Source organism: Paenibacillus sp. NPDC056933 (assembly GCF_042674385.1).
Classification (GTDB): Bacteria; Bacillota; Bacilli; order Paenibacillales; family Paenibacillaceae; genus Paenibacillus.
In genome coordinates this window covers 910,328-927,437 of the sequence record NZ_JBHUQN010000002.1, presented here as the reverse complement: position 1 = coordinate 927,437, position 17,110 = coordinate 910,328, and the positions used below count along the sequence as shown (strand labels likewise).

Below are 17,110 nucleotides of genomic sequence, written 5' to 3'. Positions count from 1 at the left end.
GGGCTTTAGCCCATGCTTCGTCGTTTTTTTACCTATTACAGACCATATAAAAAGCTCTTTATCTTAGATTTTAGCTGCGCGATCTTCGTAGCTCTGCTGGAACTGGCCTTCCCGCTCGCCGTTAATCGAGTCGTGGATGACCTGTTGCCCGGAGGACGCTGGGATTGGATATTATGGGCATGTCTTGCACTGCTCGCCATCTATTTGTTAAACTCGTTCCTCAATTTTGTCGTTACCTACTGGGGACACAAGCTGGGGATTAATATCGAAACCGATATGCGTAAGGCTCTTTTCAATCATGTACAGAAGCTATCGTTCCGTTTCTTTGACAATACCAAGACCGGACATCTGGTGTCTCGCATGACGAATGACTTGATGGATATCGGCGAGATTGCCCATCATGGTCCGGAGGATGTATTTATTGCGGTGATGACCCTGATCGGTGCATTCAGCATCATGATGAGCATTAACGGAAATCTGGCCGTGTTAACATTTATCATTGTGCCGCTCATTATTTATCTGTCGTTGTATTTTGGCAGCAAAATGTCCAAGGCGTTCAGCCGAATGTTTGGGGATATTGCGGACTTCAATGCACGTGTCGAAAACAATGTAAGTGGTATTCGCGTTGTTCAGGCTTTTGCCAATGAAGAGCATGAGAAAGCACAGTTTGCTGTGAATAACAGCCGTTTTCGCCAAACCAAGCTGATCGCATACAAAATCATGGCCTGGAACTCTTCCGTCAGTTACATGCTGATGAAGCTGGTTTCCCTCTTTGTGTTGGTGTGCGGCACATGGTTTGTCATTAATGGCAGTATGAGCTATGGACAATTTATTGCCTTTATTATGCTGTCCAACGTGTTCCTTACGCCGATTCAGAAGATTAACTCTGTGATCGAGACGTATCCAAAAGGAATTGCGGGGTTCAAACGGTATACGGAGCTGCTCGACATGGAACCGGATGTGGAAGATCGCCCGGGTGCCGTTAAGGTATCCCACTTGCGCGGAGATATCCGTTATGAGCAGGTGACCTTCGGCTATTCGGATCAGGAGCCTGTTCTTAAAGGCATCGATCTGAATATTCAGGCTGGTGAAACAGTGGCCCTGGTTGGACCATCCGGTGCAGGGAAAACAACACTGTGCAGTCTGCTGCCTCGATTCTATGATGTGCTGGAAGGTCGCATCACGATTGATGGTCAGGAGATCCAGGACATGACGCTGGATTCATTGCGCAGCCAGATCGGTATTGTTCAGCAGGATGTGTTCCTGTTCGATGGGTCCATCCGGGAGAATATTGCCTATGGCAAGCTGGATGCATCCGAAGACGAAATCTGGATGGCCGCTCGCCGTGCGCAGATGGAAACACTCATTAATTCCATGCCGGAGGGACTGGATACGCTGATTGGGGAACGCGGCGTGAAGCTGTCTGGCGGACAGAAGCAACGCTTGTCGATTGCACGCATGTTCCTGAAGAATCCACCGATTCTGATCCTGGACGAAGCCACATCTGCGCTCGACACGGAGACGGAAGCTGCCATTCAGCAGTCACTTGCGGAATTGTCTGAAGGGCGGACTACCCTGGTTATTGCCCACAGATTGGCTACCATCAAAAATGCAGACCGCATTATCGTTGTGGCCGAGCAGGGCATTACGGAGCAAGGGCGTCATGAGGAACTGCTTGCAGCTGGTGGCGTATACAGTCGCCTGCATTATGCGCAGTTTGGTGCGTGAATGTAACAGGATACAACAGCATTTGCAGATATGCCTTCGTCGGCTCAACAGGAGCAAGACGAAGGCATTTTTTTGTGCAGCTACAGAAACGTCTGTCTCTGCCTCAGCAGTTGTATGGGAAAGGAGCAGTCTGGTCCCCCAAAGGTCGTTAACATCCTATCCGTTAGGGTAATCATTAGTGAAAGGAAAAGGGTGTTCTGCTGCGTAATGCGTTCATCAGGATGCTCTGCCTTGCACATCAACATTCTAAACATATCTTTATCGTTATGAAGGAAAAACGAATTCCTTTATTGAAAGTGCCCATCATGTAAAATAAATATATATACGGGATTCTTTTGTGCATTGAGGTAAGAATGGTTCTTCTAAAGGAGGCAAACACGATGTTGCAATTGTTTATGACCTGGTTGATCTTGATCCTTATACTGGTGTTCTTATGGGAAGGGGTCAAAAAGACGGGACACGGTGGGGAAAAATCCAAGTTCAGACGTTGGGGCGGATGGTTTATCGGGATTTTTGTGCTAGGAACAGCACCTTTGGGCTATGCACTATATACGGAGTTGAAGGGAGGCTATATCGGTGCCAACATCGGCTTTGGACTGGCTTTGCTGTTTGTTTGGGCATATTGCGCCCTCTTGTTATGTGTAGGGTTGTTCTTATGGGGAAGATATGCATTCAAGCAGTACCGGAAGAAGTGATTGGATGTACGTGATGTTCATGTTAGCAGTGCTTCTCCTCTGTGCAACATTACCTATATAGGGAACGTTTAGGTGAGAAACAGTTCACGGAGGGGGAATTACATATGTTTCATCGTTGGCTTGTTTATATATCCTTGTTGATTCTCATCGTATGTCTTACAGGCTGTTCGCGGCAGGGCGAATGTGTGAATGAGCGAACGGGAGCAGAAAGTTCAATGGAAAACGGGTTTACCGGCTATGTCGTGGATCGCAAGGACGATTCCATTCTGGTCGTTGAGCCTGCTTATGAGGATTTCAGTGCAAGTGCGGGAGCGAGTCGGTATTATCCGGCAAAATGGTTCTCCAATGCGCCTGATCCACATCTCGGCGCTTACGTAGAAATCTGGACCGATGGCAGTCCGGAAAACGAGCCGTATCCCGGGCAAGCCAGAGCAGAAACGATCGCCATATCGTGCCCCGTGACACCGGTTGGTGCGCATATGACGGATGTGGATGCGATTCGAAGCGCACTGCGCTCACCTGATGCAGAGAACATCCATATTCCTGTCATTGAAGATACCCGATTTGATGCAGATTCAGGGACATGGACCATTCTTATGCGAGATGCGATGACAGCGAATGAAGGGCAAGTCGTTCATGTGATCGTGAAGGACGAGGAGCAAGTCGAGATCCAGGACGGAGAATGGGGGGATTCATAGCTGTATGATGGAGGGGAGGAGGCGTTGTATGAACATAAGAGAGATGTTACCTCAAGACAAACATGATTTTGGAGCGGTGCGTAAGCTAAGTGTATTAAGTAATGAGGAATTAAAAGAGATTTTACCGGAGCTGTTTGAGTGGTTACAAGATGGAAATTGGCCCATTTCCAAATCCGTAGAAGATTTACTTTTGAGATTCGGAGAAGAACTAATTCCCCATATCCAAAATGTATTTAAAACCAAAGATCCACAGTGGGAATATGTTATGCTGACAGGTTTGATGATTAGCAGATTGCCTTCGCAATATTTGATTATCTTGAAGGATGATTTGGGAAGGATATTAGAAAATCCTACGGCAGATGAGGTACTAGAGGAATTGGATGAGGTTATCATACCATTACTGAATAAAATACAATAACAAGTGATTTAAGAAACACATTTTTCAGTTTAGTGATTCAGAAAAGTTCATACTAAAGAGCAGTCCTTAACAACCTTGAACGGACTGGCCATTCAGGGTTGTTTTTTCTGGAAAAAAATCAAATCTATACGGTGGCGTTCACTCAAGCCTCCAGCCTAATATAACTTGAGTGATGTTTTTGCGGAGTAAATTGATGATCTGCTTATGTTTAATCTACAATCCACGAAAAAAACGAACATATGTTTTACAAATAAATTGACTTTTTGTGCCAACAACAACTATACTATTATTGTTGGCACAAAAAGTGAGGTGAAGCAATGTCCGCCAAGAAGATGGGACGTCCGTTGTCTGACAATCCCAAAAGCGAAACGATCAAAATCCGTGTTGATCAGGAAATTATGAACAAGCTCGATGCTTCGGCTGAGAAGCTAAATACGAACCGATCAGACATCGTTCGCAAAGGGATTGAGAAGATTTACGACGAACTCCAAAAATAAAAAAAGGAAGCAGCGTTCGTCCCGGAAAGAACAGCGCTGCTTCCTATCCCGCAATCACTATGAGAATGAGCTGACTGCATAAATATCCTACCATGTGCAGAACGCTCATTCAAGTCGATGCGATCACATTCCTAGGAGGATGCACATGAATTCGATTTTGGAAGCACTTTATAGCGGGCGACTTCGCCCAGACGAGATGATGATGCCAACTCATCCTGAATATCAATTATTAGGCCGACAAATTGCGGACATGACGGAACAATGGAAGAATCGATTGAGCGAGGACGAATTTCGCGAGCTTGAACAGTTGTTTGACTTGTGTGGTCAATGTGATGGCATGCACAGCGAAGCTGCATTTATTCAGGGGTTTCGACTGGGGGCCAACATGCTGATTGAAGTGATGAGTCAACGTGAGGAGTCGGTTTTGGCGACTTCTTTGGACTAATGATTTGATGAAGTAGCAGTTTATCGAAAAAAGAAGGTGTGATTTTGTATCAAGGAAAGTCAAGAAAATTTATCATTATATTGTTGTCGTTGTATACTTGTTTAACATTTTATTTCATGTTCCTGGGCTTCGATAGAAGCTCGTCCAGTCTTGATCAGGGCTTGCGATACAGCTTAACGCCTCAAGGAATTCCTTTACATTTTCCTATGGGGAGAGATTTTACGATTTGGTTTTTTGAAATGGGGAACTTTATAGCATTCATCCCTTTCGGGATGGTCATTCCGCTCCTCTTTCGCTGTGGGTTTATTCGTTTTATCAGCATATTTATTCTCTGTATTACGATGTTAGAGACATTGCAAATGGTTTCACGTTTAGGAGCGTTTGATGTAGACGATATCCTGATTAATACTTTAGGGGCTGCCGTGGGATATGGGGCACAGCGGATCGAAAGGAATCAACGGAATACATTAAAAGGACTTATTCGAATCTTTCTGACAGCGATTATTTTTTCAATAGGTATGATCACTGTTGTTGGCGGACTCAATCATTATTTAGATAACGTTGACGGAAAAAGCGTTGCACTGAATGAACTTGCTTCGAGTGACGGGGCTGTAGTATGGGATAAAGGACTTTCCGGTTTTACAGTAGGCCAGACAAAGATCGAGCCTCAAATCAATCTGTACCGTGGAAAACATCAAAAAACGAATGAGTTTTCATATCTCTTGAACGGCAAATATAAAAATATGGAAGGTTATTTCGCTATACCGGGCGATGTTTCCCGCATGGCAAGCGATGAGACGATTACGATAAGCTTTATCGCTGATGGAACAGAGATTTATTCCCTGGGTTTATCAGCTGACCAAGTGCAGAACCAGCCTGACTCTTTTCAAACTCCGTTAAAGGGGGTTAATGAACTGACTATAAAAGTAATGAATGATGGTTCAAATCGGGTGACTAATTTAGTGATGTGGGACATTACGCTGACGGAGGCAAACACAGGGCAAAAGTTCATCAACAGCATTAAATCCATTTTTTGATAGATCAAACATAAAGCCCTCGATCCTGCCACCAATGCGGCGAGATCTGAGGGCTTAATTTACTTTCATGCCAAATCAACAACAACTATACATCCACTACATATCGCTACATTAATTCGCAATATTCCCCGCCATCTTCAGACGACGTGCAATTTCCTTAAAGTCTTCTTGTGAAATGCCCGGTGCGAACTCTTCTTCCACCGCCGGAGCCTCGGGAATCGGGAACCCTTTAGGCACACCTTGAATCACTTCCAGGGGTTGTCCATCTTCCGGGTGAGTGCCTTTCCAGATCTGACTGATGGCGTTAAAGTCCTTATCGCTATAGGTATACAGCTTGGTGTGTACGCCTTTTTCTTCATATTTGCGAGCCTCGTTGAAGGATTTATTGTCCAGGGACGGGATCGGAACCAATTTGGTCACGTTGACACCTGTGGCGATTTCAAGCGCTTTGGCATACGCCACGACATGCACGCCACCGCGGACGAGGAGGAAGCCGACGACTTCCCGCGCTGCCGGGTGATCCGTCATCTCATATACCTTCATTTTATGGGTACGGGCACCACATTCGAGGAAGAAGTTATGCAGCAGATCCTCGACCAGATTGCCGCTGTTGAATACATTCGCCCCCGTCCACGGGTTGCCCATGGAGTCAAATGGCATCGCGCCTTGTGCTCCTGCCAGATAGTGATAGGAGAGACGAGCATCTTTGACCGAACCCAGCGGTGTATCGTCCGGTTCTTTGTATTCGGTAGAACCCCGCAGACAGTGGTTGATGCCGTGAGACACCAGCTCCACATGACCCAATTCCTCGGCCGTGATACTCATCACTAGATCATAGAAGGGCTTCAGCTTCTCTTTGGAACGAAAATTAAAGGATTGGTAGAGGTAGTTGTTCAATGTAGACATTTCTCCAAATTTGCCACCCAGCAACTCCTGAATGGCAGCGGCTGCATTCGGGTCAGGCTTCTCGACGTTGGGAATCTCAATCAGGATTTCATCCATGCGTTTGAACATTGGAATATAACCTCCCTCAAAATGGTGTTTCAGTCCTTAGCTATTCCAGATAATGGAGTCACTCTGTCATGGCCTATTACACGTTTAGTGGATATTTTAAACAAAAAAACAACCAAGTGGGACTAAAGGATGGCATAACTCATGCCTCATCGTTTCTTGTATCTTCCCACGTTAGTCATTTACAATCTGAATATTGTACAATCAGGTCAAGTCCTCTTGTGATAGGAGAGTATAATCAATTATTTAAGGAGTAAGAGATGGATAAACGTTGGGTGAAAATGGCATGGATCATGGTGATCCTGATGTACATAGGAAGCTTGCCTATGCTACGAGCGAAGTCCACGTGGATGAACAAACGAGGCAATTGCTCGAAGAAAAGTACAATCTGGACCGGCCACAAGAGCCGCAGACACAAGCAAACATGTTTTCGGGGGATTGGGGGATTAGTTTCCGTTACCATACGGTGCCGGATACGTTCGACAGGCTTTTGCAGATCGTTCCCTTTTCATTGCGGCCGTTGGCTTGGATCTTGCGTTTATTCGTGTAAAATGAAACCCGAACGGGCAGGATAACAGGAAACCTATTGCCCAAGGAGTGAGTGCACATGAAAATGCTCATCGTTACACTGATGACGGTGGTTCTAAGTATGGCAGGATTCACTACAGCCTCGGCTACTGGAGGTGCGGTTCCCGATTATGCAAAGTGGGGGATTATTGCGGTAAAAGAAACACAAACGAAGTATAATGTGGATATTTTGGACTATAAACATATTGGCCGCACCTCACTTACAGCAGATCAATCCCGTGAACAGTTTAAGCTATGGGTGCGTAACAAAGAGGGCAAACAATTTGCAGTATATGTGAATGTTGATTTTAATCCGTCTACACAGCAATTGAAAAAGGTACAATTCACTGAATCGGATCGACGTTGATCATACGTAAAGTCATGAGCTGATGTATGAACGGGATGTAGGATTCCACAGTGAACAGGATGTAACCAGGCATTCCTTGTTAAAAGGGGAGAGTCTGGTTTTTTCATTTCAAGAAAATCCTTTTTTTAGTTGTTGAATAAAGAACTGATGTTCGCATATAATAATGAATACAAACAAATGTTCTTATTGGAGGGATGATTATGCTAGGGAAATATATTGGTCAGATGGTGGAGCTCGTCTACATGGATCGTGCAGGACATATTACGCAGCGGCAGATTCGAATCAACAGTGTGCGAGGCGGAATGATCAGAGCATCGGCAGGAAAAGAGGGGTCACCCCGAACATTTTTGGAGCAAGGTATTTTAGCATGGCGTCCTGTACTCCATAAGGATGGGAAGGAAGAAATATGCTGAATGATTTTGAACGCAAAATTCTGCGGATTATCGTTAATTATGTGGGACAGCGGCGGCGTGTACCGCGAATGGATGAACTGGAGAACAAGACGGGCCGAGGCAAAGCCATAATTCATGAGTCATTGCTGGAGCTTGAGCGCAGGCAGCATATCCTGTGGGAAAATAAGTCCACCTTGGAAGGCATACTTATCTTGCAGGCATGGGAGCAGGAGACACAGCCGATTCGCAAAAGCCAGTCTGGTGGCGATGCCGTGAAATATTTTACCGAGTATTAGCGTTAAATAAGAAAAGCCAACCCGGATTGCCCGGATTGGCGCCCTTGCATGCATCTATTTTAGAACATAGGAAGCTGGTCGAGGTTATTGGTTGGGTCCCCGTCGGCGTCACCACGAATGTACATTTCGCCATCTTTACCTTTAAATACGTTCACACCGGCTATGGCTCCTGCTTTTACTTCTGCCAGAGCTTGTTGGTAATCCAGTACACGTCCTGCTGAAGTTTGGAACGCCGTCAGATCGCCGTCACCATTTTTTTGTACTGCTGTGAAGCTTTCGCGTGTCGTTTGATCCATGATGTCACACTCTCCTTCTCTGACCAAATAGGAATCTGGTTTCCTTTTTAGCCTGTCCAAATGCTAAGAAAGTATGTACCACTTGACGATTTTACTATGCCAAGACTAGTTTATAACGTTTACAGGCTCTTTTTCATACGAACATGCAGAATACCTGCATCATAAAAAGGTTCTTCCGAGATGACTTCATATCCGAGCTTCTCATAGAACGTCTGGGCTTGGCACTGTGCATCCAAAATAGAGTAGGAGAGGCCCAACTCACGCGCTCTTTCTTCCATGGCCAGGAGCAGGACACGCCCGTAACCAAAGGAACGATGAGATTTAAGTACAGCGATGCGCTGCATTTTGGCGGTATCCTTCGCGTAATAGATCAGACGACCTGTGGCTACGGCCTGTCCATCTGTACTTAATAATACATGATGCACATCAGGGCTAATGACATCATATTGATCAATTTCAATGTCAGCAGGCACTTGCTGCTCGATCACAAAAACATCATTGCGAATGCCCAGTGCTTTCTGAAGTTGTTCTTCGGTTGTTACATAACGGATCTCGGCTGCCAATTCCATTCCTTCTTTCTGCTCTACGCGCATATCAGACTGAATTATACAAAAAAATGCTTTTCCTGTATAGTTAGTCTGGAACATACTGGGAGAGGCGGTGGGATTCATGGGCATGGCAGGAGTGATGGCAATTACACTTTTGATGTCGGCCGGGATGATTGCTTTGTTATATTATGTGACCAAGAAGGCGTATTCCAAAAAGTGGGATGAAGAAGACGAGTGAGATGCGACGTGATATTCCTCAGGGTAAGACTTCAACGTGCCCTTGTGGTGAGTATACGTCATGCACGACAGACTTGGAATACACATCCAGCCAGACAGGAAGGTCCTCATTAACCTCATTGGGCTGCTGCAACTGTTGAAATTGTACGGTATGTTCATCCCGCTCTAAACTACAACCGACAGCAGCGCTGATTAATATAACAAGCGCAAGTAAACAGGCTACGTTTTTAGCTGTTAGATATGAACGTGCTTTGCGTTCTCTTATGTCCCTCATATGAAAGTCACCTCGACGTTAAATGGTAATCCTTCCTTTATTGTACACATATTTTATTGAAATATTACCAATAAAACAATTGACAATGAACGCGGTTACTTGGTATGATACTGTTACTTGATTGGAAAACAATCAGATATCATGATCTGTTAGCTCAGCTGGGAGAGCACTATCTTGACAGGGTAGGGGTCAGTGGTTCGAGCCCACTACAGATCATACGCAAGAAGCCTTACGATGTGAGGCTTCTTTTCTTTTTTTCGCCAAGCGGTAACGTTGTGTCTTTTGGCAAAGGTCATAAACAGCTTGTTATTCATTTTCTGCGCGGAGGGTTACCCGTCTGGGTAGAGGTCGTGGGTGGTACATCTTCGTTCAGGCTTACTTCAATGTGCCCAGATGAAAGTGATATTTGGAGCAACTGATTAAAGGGAAAGAGGGAGAACAGGCGATGAACACGATCATTTATTCAGTGGAACCACCTAAGGATTTCGAACAATTGCTTGCTCTATATGAAGCTTTGGGCTGGAATTTGTTAAATCTGACTCTCAAAGATTTGGAACGTATGTGCACCAATAGCTGGTATGCCTTATATGCATATGAGAAACAACGCCTTGTCGGCATGGGACGCATCATTTCGGACGGAGTGATCACAGGCGTGATATGCGGAGTATGCGTCCTGCCTGATTATCAATCTCAAGGAATCGGCAAGGCATTGATGCAGCAAATGGTAGAGCATTGCGAGGCTAACCAAGTGATTCCACAATTGCTATGCTCTGAGGGGTTGGAATCCTATTATGCACAACTGGGATTTGAGAGATTTACGATTGGCATGAAGAAAAATATAAATCGATAGTGGCTGATACAAGCCCAATAATAACGTCTGTTCAAGTGCTGTCCATGCACGTGTGGGATGGCATCAGAATATTACAAGAGTCGCCTAAGAGGCTGACTCTTTTTTTATTTTTCAAAAACAGTTTACAAACAAAATTAGATTGTGTACAATTAAATTGTTAACAAATGAAAAAAACGATAAATGAAGTTTAACCAATACATTTCAATGATGAAGAGGAGCCGATACAAAATGAAAACATTATATGAAACTACAGTCATCAATACAGGTGGACGTCAAGGAATCGTACAATCGCCGGATAACGTATTTATGCTCGATGTTGCTGCTCCACCTGAATTGGGAGGCAAAGTGACGACAGCTACGAATCCGGAGCAATTGTTTGCAGCGGGGTACAGTGCTTGCTTTAATTCTGCTCTGGAGTTTCAATTGAAGAAACACAAAGTTGAAATTGAAAGAAGCACGGTATCTGCTACAGTGATGCTTGTTACGGACCCTACAGATAACGGGGTGAAGCTTCAAGTAGATCTGGAAGTTAAAATTCTCGGTCTGGATGAGGAGACAGCACAGAAGTTTGTCAAACTTGCCCATGACTACTGCCCATATTCCAAAGCGATCAAAGGCAATGTCAATGTTTCTGTAGAAATGGCTTAATCAATGAGCCAGGTCAATTAAACATCTTGGACCCTATTTTTAAAGTCTGAATCAAATACCTAAAATACTGAAGGCCTCCGAAAAATCGGAGGTTTTTTCGTATGCTATTTACCTTTTCAGAGAAACCGGTATTAGACAAAGATACTAATCTTGGTTGAAATATACCCGTATGGGGTATATTATGAGTATGTAAATTGAAAACCCAAAGGAGAGTAACCCATGAAAAAATACGTAATCATAGGGCTGACTACGGTAATGGCGGGAAGTCTAATGTTAAGTGGATGTGGCAAAAGCGCTGAGCAGAATAGTAACAGCAGTGACAGTCACGCTGCGAGTACAGGAGAAATGCACCATTCTGATTCGGGAGATTTACCGGAAGGATTACATGAAAAGAGCAATCCTACATACCCAGTAGGCAGCCAGGCCGTGATGAGCACAGACCATATGGCTGGAATGAAGGGTGCAGAAGCAACGATTGTGGGGGCCTATGAGACAACGGCCTACGCGGTGTCATATGTACCTACCACGGGAGGAGATCCGGTGAAAAACCATAAATGGGTCATTCAGGAGGAAATTCAAGATCATACGGATCAACCGTATGCCGCAGGAGCAGAGGTTGTGCTGGATGCTGACCACATGCCAGGAATGAAAGGTGCCAAAGCAACCATTGATTCGGCGGAGCAGACTACCGTATATATAGTTGATTATACACCGACAACAGGTGGAGATCCGGTGAAAAACCACAAATGGGTTACGGAAGAAGAGTTATCTGTCAAATAAGAAAGCTTGAATGGATACAAGTTAGCTCCTTCATCCATGAATATAATTTTAAGAAGCGCGGTATATACCCAAACCACCCTGTCTTTAATTTTCAGGCAAATAGGGTGGTTTTACATAACATTTTTTAAATTATTATTAAATTTCCATTCAATTATGGGTTATAATGGAACAATTAAGACTAAAGCTGCTGGAAAGGGGAATGTATTATGATGGACTTTAGCAAGCCGCCCCATGCCTCCGAGTCACATACACACAAACAGCGCCATGAAGAACGTGAAGAACAGCTTTTATCCGGAGGGAAAAGCATTTGGTGGGAAATTAGCAACTGGTTGATCCTTGGTGGCATTCTCGTGGTCATCTTCTTATTATTTAAGTACGTTTTTTAATCTTCTTAGTATCATTGGATAAAGTGAGATCATAAGCACATTTAAATCACTTAGGTGAAAAACAAGAACACTAGGAAAGGGGCCAGATATATATGGGCTCTTTTTTCTTTACTCCTTTACTTCTTTACTTCTATAAATATAAAATATATTTACTTAAATAACAAATGACAAAAATCAATAATTGTCATTTGTTATAATCTGTGTTAATCTAAGTTCAACGGAGGTGACTTGAGGATGGTGTAACCATCTCATTCGTATGGACAAAACACAAACTTCTGAATTCTTAACCAAAGAACAAATTATTGCAGCAACGCAGGAAACCCTACGACGCTTTGGTGTCGCCAAAACATCGGTTACCGATGTCGCTAAGTTGCTCGGGGTCAGCCACGGAACCATTTACAGACACTATAAAAGCAAGAAAGAATTACTGGAGGGCGTAACCGAACAATGGCTTGAAGATGAGATTATTGCGCCTCTGACGGCGATAACTCAGGATCAGCATTACATCGGAGAAGGAATTCAACATCTGAAGGTATATATAGAAGCATTAATCAAGCGTAAACGTCACTATGCGGAATCCGATGCAGAGTTATTTGAGATGTATGCACGTGTTACACAGGAATCTGCAGATATCATCTACAAACATGTACAACATCTGGTAAGTCATTTGAGCAAGATTATCCAGCATGAGCGCCAGTTCAATTTCGATCACCCCGATCAGGTAGCAACGGCAATTCTACAAGCTACAGCTCGTTTTCACCATCCGGCACATGCCTATGAGTGGCAGAGCCACAACATTGATGCGGAATTTGCCCAAGTATGGTTGTTGATAGAAAAGGGATTATTACATTTGGATGAAGAGAGGAAGTAATCGGAAATGAAAAAGTTGACAGGTAAAGTGGCCATTGTAACAGGCTCATCCCGGGGAATTGGACGTGCCATTGCGGAGCAACTCGCTGAATTGGGTGCGGATGTCGTCATCAACTACGCGAGTAGTCCGGACAAAGCAGAGCAAGTGGCGGAAATCGCTCGCCAAAAAGGAGTACGTGCCATCACGGTCCAGGCCGATCTTGCACGGAAGGAAGACGTGGAGCGTTTATTTTCCGAAACGATCAGCAAGCTTGGCAAAGTTGATATTCTGATCAACAATGCAGGCATCATGAAGACGACGCCTCTGGCAGATGTAACGGAGGAAGAATTTGATCAGCAGTTTGCAATCAATGTGAAAGGGACCTTCTTTGCCTGTCAGCAAGCACTGAAACACATGGAGAAGCAGGGCCGAATCGTTAATTTTTCTACCTCTGTAACGGGACAAATGTTTCCTGGATACAGCGTATACGCTGGAACCAAAGGAGCGGTGGAGCAGATTACCCGTCAGCTTGCAAAGGAGTTTGGTTCCAGACAGATTACTATTAATGCCGTAGCACCCGGTCCGGTGAATACCGAACTGTTCACCGTTGGAAAGACAGAGCAACAGCTCGAGGGGATGCGTAAATTGAATGCATTCGGTCGTCTGGGCGAACCGGAAGACATTGCGAATGTAATCTCTTTTCTCGTCAGTGAGGAGTCTCAGTGGGTTACAGGACAGACGCTGCGGGCTAACGGCGGCTTCATTTAACGACAACATGCACCTAGTTTATTCCTTTTGACACACAACCGGGCGAATCCCCATATGATGCATTACATCAACAAGCACTTGGGGAAATGGGGAATCCGGGATGGCAAAAGCAAAGGGAAAGAAGGCGCCTGCGTTAAAGAGTGACAAACTCCGTGTATCCATGAAGTTGGTCACTTCGGATGTATGCGAGCGCTGCAAAACACCCTGCACACGAGGAATGGATTATGCAGCACGGATGCGAACAGAGGGCGCTGTAGGCAAGGGCGTCCCATGTATACTGACGCGTCATACTTCTTCGTAGATATAGTTGAACACTTAGCAACCTGGGATAAGTTCGTATAATTACGCATTTCCAACAACAATACTATAGAGGCATCCTTTAACAAGGGTTGCCTCTTTTTGATCGTTCCAAGGGGTGGAAGAAATTCTGGATAAAAAATGAAAAATGATGAAAAACAGCGCAACTTTGTGGATGAACCTGCAGTATAAATGTACAACAGCTAGCAGCAGGGGAGGGAATATTGACGGAATGAAATGGAAAAGAATTTTGCTGTGTGTCACGGTATTCTCCTTGCTCGGCGGGTCTTTATTGTTTGCAGATTCAGTGAACGAGAAGATTCGGGTTCTCATAAACGGCAAGGAAGCAGCTGACGGTGGTTATCTGATTGACGGAACGACCTATGTACCTGTAAGGGAAGCGGGCGGAATCGCCAGATGGGATAGCACAAACAAGAGAGTAACGGTGATTAAACCGAATGTACATATTTTTCTCTTCAAGGGAGATACCGTATTTGGTAATGTTAACGTGGGTAAACTTAAATTTAATGTGTTCTCACAAGTGGACAGTTTAACAACGGATATAGCTGCTGTGAAGGTGACGATAACCAATCCAAGTGGTGAGGTTAAGGATATTCAATCTCAGGAGCTAAAGACGCAGAAGGACAACTTCTGGTTCCGTACGTATGATTTTACGTATGATTTCAGCCGGGCTGGCAAGTACCAAATCGGTTTTTATATTAAAGAAAATGCAAACAGTAACTATGTGCTTGTAACCGAGAAAATCATTACCGCGCTCAACGAATGAAGCAAAAATAACCTTGTCCGTAAAATTGACCTGGGTCATTGAACATGTTACGATATGCAAGGTTACACAATTTCTATTTATAAAGCGAGGTATTTCAATGAGCGATCACACACATGAACACGGCGATGCCTGCGGATGCGGTCAAGACCATGACCACGACCACGAGCATGAAGAAGTTCTTCTGACACTAACAGACGAGAACGGAAATGACGTGGAGATGGTTTTGGTGGAGACGTTTGACGTGGAGAAGCATGTTTATGCGCTCCTGCTGGAACGTAACAATCCTGAAGCTGACGGTATCATTCTGCGTATGGAAGAAGAAGACGAAGAAATGGTGCTCTACAATATTGAAGACGAAGAAGAGTGGGCCCGCGTTGAAGCGGCGTACAACGAACTCGTTGCAAGCCAAGAGTAGTCAACCTTTTGGAATAAAGCATGAAGGCTCCTTGATATCAAGGGGTCTTTTGTTTGTTTTTTCACAATTTTATATGTTTTTTCTTCAAAAGAATCGACAGAATAGGTGAGAAAATGCAAATGGATCAACGTTCATAATCCAAGTTTGGACAAAGACAGAGCAATGCTGCATCCGAAAAATAAAAGGACCAAGCGTAGGCCTGGTCCTTTTGAAAATAATCCATAATTGGAAGAGAGTGCTTTAAAAAATGGCATCAGCCTCAACAATAACCTTAACGTTGGTGACGCTACGGTCTTCGGGTCCTTTTACAGGAAGTCCAACTTCGACATGATCAATGATGTAGTCGATATTCTCCTGGGTGATAACCTCACCTGGCAGCAGAATCGGAATACCTGGCGGATAAACGTAGATGAATTCCGAAATAATCCGGCCCGCGGATTCCTTGAAAGGAATAACCTCGGTATCCCCATAAAACGCATCACGCGGAGTCAGCATCAGCTGAGGCACATCCGGAACCTTGACTACCAGTTCATGGGCAGGATTCACCTGATAATACGTACGGGACAGGTCTTGCAGGGCACTTAGCAAGATATCTACGGAATCATCCGTATCTCCTGGCGTAATGAGGCACAGAATATTATACATATCACTGAGTTCCACCTCAATGTTGTAATGCTCACGTAGCCAGTTCTCTGTTTCGTAGCCTGTAATTCCAAGATGACGAACATGAATGGTTACTTTGGTTGGGTCATAATTGAAGGTAGCCTCTGTGCCCAGCAGTTCTTTGCCAAAGCAATATAATCCATCCATATCATTAATGGAGCGTCTTGCAAATTCAGCCAGATCGATCGCTTTCTGTGCAATTTCATGACCATGCAAAGCCAAATTGCGTCTCGATGTATCAAGGGAAGCAAGCAAAATGTATGAGGTTGATGTGGATGTGAGCAGGCTCAGAATCGTCTGTACACGCTGCGGATTCACATACCCATTCTTCGTGTTTAGGTTGAGTATGGAACTCTGCGTCATGGAGCCACCGAGCTTGTGAACACTCGTCGCAGCCATATCGGCCCCAGCTGCCATGGCAGACAGTGGCAGATCCTCATGGAAATGAATGAGTACGCCGTGAGCCTCGTCCACAAGGACAGGGACCTGGTAGCTGTGTGCCAGCTCAACGATTGCTTTCAGATCTGTACATACCCCGTAATAAGTCGGATTAATGACGAGCAATGCCTTAGCATCAGGATGGCGCTCCAGCGCCCTACGTATGGATTGAATGGTCACCCCGTGATCGATACCAAGATTGGCATCTTGTGCGGGAGAGACAAATACAGGTTTCGCGCCTGAGAAAATAATGGCAGACAGAACGGATTTGTGTACATTACGGGGCACAATAATTTTATCGCCCGGTCCACAGACCGATAGAATCATCGTCATAATCGCACTGCTTGTACCTTGTACACTAAAATAGGTATAATCGGCTCCGAAGGCATCTGCAGCCAGCATTTGTGCTTCTTGAATGACTCCGGTCGGCTGATGCAGATCATCCAGTGGTGCGATGTTGATCAAATCTATGGAGAAGGCATTATCACCGATAAATTCACGGAATTCGGTATCCGCTCCCAATCCTTTTTTATGTCCCGGAATATGAAATTGCACCGGATTGAGTGCCGCGTGATTTTTTAAAGCGGTAAACAGCGGCGTACGGTGGTGATCCATCAGTGCTGTCACAACCTTTCCTAATTATAATTTGTAAGAAAAACGTCTTTCGACGTAAATTCTATGAAGACAGGCCGCATTTAGCGGATGTTTTCTTGCGATCACGG

Annotated in this window: 25 protein-coding genes and 1 tRNA gene; 21 read left to right on the top strand and 5 right to left on the bottom strand. The window is 44.6% G+C overall.

The window, feature by feature from the left end; genetic code table 11:
• Positions 1-12 precede the first annotated feature (12 nt).
• From ACFTRD_RS19105 to ACFTRD_RS19075, 7 genes are all read left to right on the top strand, one after another.
• Positions 13-1,728, top strand: coding sequence for an ABC transporter ATP-binding protein (locus ACFTRD_RS19105; RefSeq protein WP_379382700.1), 1,716 nt, complete (start codon positions 13-15; stop codon positions 1,726-1,728).
• A 380-nt stretch (positions 1,729-2,108) separates the two neighbouring features.
• A complete protein-coding gene (locus ACFTRD_RS19100; protein WP_379382698.1) occupies positions 2,109-2,423 on the top strand; it encodes a hypothetical protein in 315 nt (104 codons plus the stop codon).
• Positions 2,424-2,527: 104 nt separating this feature from the next.
• The gene (locus ACFTRD_RS19095) at positions 2,528-3,121 is read left to right on the top strand and encodes a hypothetical protein (RefSeq protein ID WP_379382696.1); all 594 of its coding nucleotides are present in this window, start codon (positions 2,528-2,530) and stop codon (positions 3,119-3,121) included.
• 28 nt (positions 3,122-3,149) lie between these two features.
• The gene (locus tag ACFTRD_RS19090) at positions 3,150-3,539 is read left to right on the top strand and encodes a DUF5071 domain-containing protein (RefSeq protein ID WP_379382694.1); all 390 of its coding nucleotides are present in this window, start codon (positions 3,150-3,152) and stop codon (positions 3,537-3,539) included.
• Between the two features lie 317 nt (positions 3,540-3,856).
• Complete coding sequence (locus ACFTRD_RS19085; RefSeq protein WP_090901180.1) at positions 3,857-4,036, top strand: ribbon-helix-helix protein, CopG family; 180 nt, start codon at positions 3,857-3,859, stop codon at positions 4,034-4,036.
• Positions 4,037-4,181: 145 nt separating this feature from the next.
• Entirely contained in the window at positions 4,182-4,481 is a 300-nt protein-coding gene (locus ACFTRD_RS19080) for a DUF6809 family protein (RefSeq protein WP_379382692.1), read from the top strand.
• A 44-nt stretch (positions 4,482-4,525) separates the two neighbouring features.
• Positions 4,526-5,518 (top strand): VanZ family protein, encoded by a 993-nt coding sequence (locus tag ACFTRD_RS19075; protein ID WP_379382690.1) that lies wholly within the window; start codon positions 4,526-4,528, stop codon positions 5,516-5,518.
• 111 nt (positions 5,519-5,629) lie between these two features.
• Here the strand turns inward: ACFTRD_RS19075 and ACFTRD_RS19070 are convergent, their stop codons facing one another.
• The gene (locus ACFTRD_RS19070) at positions 5,630-6,532 is read right to left on the bottom strand and encodes a manganese catalase family protein (RefSeq protein ID WP_379382688.1); all 903 of its coding nucleotides are present in this window, start codon (positions 6,530-6,532) and stop codon (positions 5,630-5,632) included.
• A gap of 283 nt (positions 6,533-6,815) precedes the next feature.
• Between ACFTRD_RS19070 and ACFTRD_RS19065 the strand changes: the two genes are divergently transcribed.
• From ACFTRD_RS19065 to ACFTRD_RS19050, 4 genes are all read left to right on the top strand, one after another.
• On the top strand, positions 6,816-7,079 hold the full coding sequence (locus ACFTRD_RS19065; protein WP_379382686.1) for a hypothetical protein: 264 nt from the start codon (positions 6,816-6,818) through the stop codon (positions 7,077-7,079).
• Positions 7,080-7,136: 57 nt separating this feature from the next.
• Entirely contained in the window at positions 7,137-7,463 is a 327-nt protein-coding gene (locus ACFTRD_RS19060; RefSeq protein ID WP_379382684.1) for a DUF3889 domain-containing protein, read from the top strand.
• Between the two features lie 200 nt (positions 7,464-7,663).
• A complete protein-coding gene (locus ACFTRD_RS19055; RefSeq protein ID WP_192268839.1) occupies positions 7,664-7,876 on the top strand; it encodes a hypothetical protein in 213 nt (70 codons plus the stop codon).
• Positions 7,870-8,151: a hypothetical protein gene (locus ACFTRD_RS19050; RefSeq protein ID WP_379382682.1), complete on the top strand. Its 282-nt coding sequence runs from the start codon at positions 7,870-7,872 to the stop codon at positions 8,149-8,151. Before ACFTRD_RS19055 ends, ACFTRD_RS19050 begins: the two co-directional genes overlap by 7 nt.
• A gap of 59 nt (positions 8,152-8,210) precedes the next feature.
• Here ACFTRD_RS19050 and ACFTRD_RS19045 read toward each other — a convergent pair whose 3' ends face one another.
• The 3 genes from ACFTRD_RS19045 to ACFTRD_RS19035 form a co-directional block, all read right to left on the bottom strand.
• The gene (locus ACFTRD_RS19045) at positions 8,211-8,447 is read right to left on the bottom strand and encodes a DUF3892 domain-containing protein (protein WP_192268835.1); all 237 of its coding nucleotides are present in this window, start codon (positions 8,445-8,447) and stop codon (positions 8,211-8,213) included.
• A gap of 119 nt (positions 8,448-8,566) precedes the next feature.
• Complete coding sequence (locus ACFTRD_RS19040; RefSeq protein WP_379383126.1) at positions 8,567-9,010, bottom strand: GNAT family N-acetyltransferase; 444 nt, start codon at positions 9,008-9,010, stop codon at positions 8,567-8,569.
• 241 nt (positions 9,011-9,251) lie between these two features.
• On the bottom strand, positions 9,252-9,506 hold the full coding sequence (locus ACFTRD_RS19035; RefSeq protein WP_379382680.1) for a hypothetical protein: 255 nt from the start codon (positions 9,504-9,506) through the stop codon (positions 9,252-9,254).
• 143 nt (positions 9,507-9,649) lie between these two features.
• On the opposite strand from ACFTRD_RS19035, the gene ACFTRD_RS19030 reads away from it, so the two are divergent.
• The 10 genes from ACFTRD_RS19030 to ACFTRD_RS18985 all read left to right on the top strand — a co-directional run bounded on the left by ACFTRD_RS19030 (position 9,650) and on the right by ACFTRD_RS18985 (position 15,287).
• A tRNA-Val gene (locus ACFTRD_RS19030) sits at positions 9,650-9,722 on the top strand.
• Between the two features lie 229 nt (positions 9,723-9,951).
• Positions 9,952-10,356, top strand: coding sequence for a GNAT family N-acetyltransferase (locus ACFTRD_RS19025; protein WP_192268803.1), 405 nt, complete (start codon positions 9,952-9,954; stop codon positions 10,354-10,356).
• A gap of 228 nt (positions 10,357-10,584) precedes the next feature.
• The gene (locus ACFTRD_RS19020; protein WP_192268801.1) at positions 10,585-11,004 is read left to right on the top strand and encodes an organic hydroperoxide resistance protein; all 420 of its coding nucleotides are present in this window, start codon (positions 10,585-10,587) and stop codon (positions 11,002-11,004) included.
• Positions 11,005-11,223: 219 nt separating this feature from the next.
• Positions 11,224-11,784 (top strand): YdhK family protein, encoded by a 561-nt coding sequence (locus ACFTRD_RS19015; protein ID WP_379382677.1) that lies wholly within the window; start codon positions 11,224-11,226, stop codon positions 11,782-11,784.
• Positions 11,785-11,990: 206 nt separating this feature from the next.
• Complete coding sequence (locus tag ACFTRD_RS19010) at positions 11,991-12,170, top strand: hypothetical protein (protein ID WP_192268797.1); 180 nt, start codon at positions 11,991-11,993, stop codon at positions 12,168-12,170.
• 256 nt (positions 12,171-12,426) lie between these two features.
• Positions 12,427-13,041 (top strand): TetR/AcrR family transcriptional regulator, encoded by a 615-nt coding sequence (locus tag ACFTRD_RS19005; RefSeq protein WP_379382675.1) that lies wholly within the window; start codon positions 12,427-12,429, stop codon positions 13,039-13,041.
• 6 nt (positions 13,042-13,047) lie between these two features.
• Positions 13,048-13,788 carry an SDR family oxidoreductase gene (locus ACFTRD_RS19000; protein WP_379382673.1) on the top strand — a complete coding sequence of 247 codons (741 nt, stop codon included), beginning with the start codon at positions 13,048-13,050 and terminating at the stop codon, positions 13,786-13,788.
• Between the two features lie 100 nt (positions 13,789-13,888).
• Positions 13,889-14,089 (top strand): hypothetical protein, encoded by a 201-nt coding sequence (locus tag ACFTRD_RS18995; protein ID WP_082704281.1) that lies wholly within the window; start codon positions 13,889-13,891, stop codon positions 14,087-14,089.
• Positions 14,090-14,317: 228 nt separating this feature from the next.
• Positions 14,318-14,872 (top strand): stalk domain-containing protein, encoded by a 555-nt coding sequence (locus ACFTRD_RS18990; RefSeq protein ID WP_379382670.1) that lies wholly within the window; start codon positions 14,318-14,320, stop codon positions 14,870-14,872.
• Between the two features lie 97 nt (positions 14,873-14,969).
• Positions 14,970-15,287: a DUF1292 domain-containing protein gene (locus tag ACFTRD_RS18985; RefSeq protein WP_062326331.1), complete on the top strand. Its 318-nt coding sequence runs from the start codon at positions 14,970-14,972 to the stop codon at positions 15,285-15,287.
• 240 nt (positions 15,288-15,527) lie between these two features.
• On the opposite strand, the gene ACFTRD_RS18980 is transcribed toward ACFTRD_RS18985, so the two are convergent.
• Positions 15,528-17,003 (bottom strand): aminotransferase class I/II-fold pyridoxal phosphate-dependent enzyme, encoded by a 1,476-nt coding sequence (locus ACFTRD_RS18980; protein ID WP_379383124.1) that lies wholly within the window; start codon positions 17,001-17,003, stop codon positions 15,528-15,530.
• Positions 17,004-17,110 lie beyond the last annotated feature (107 nt).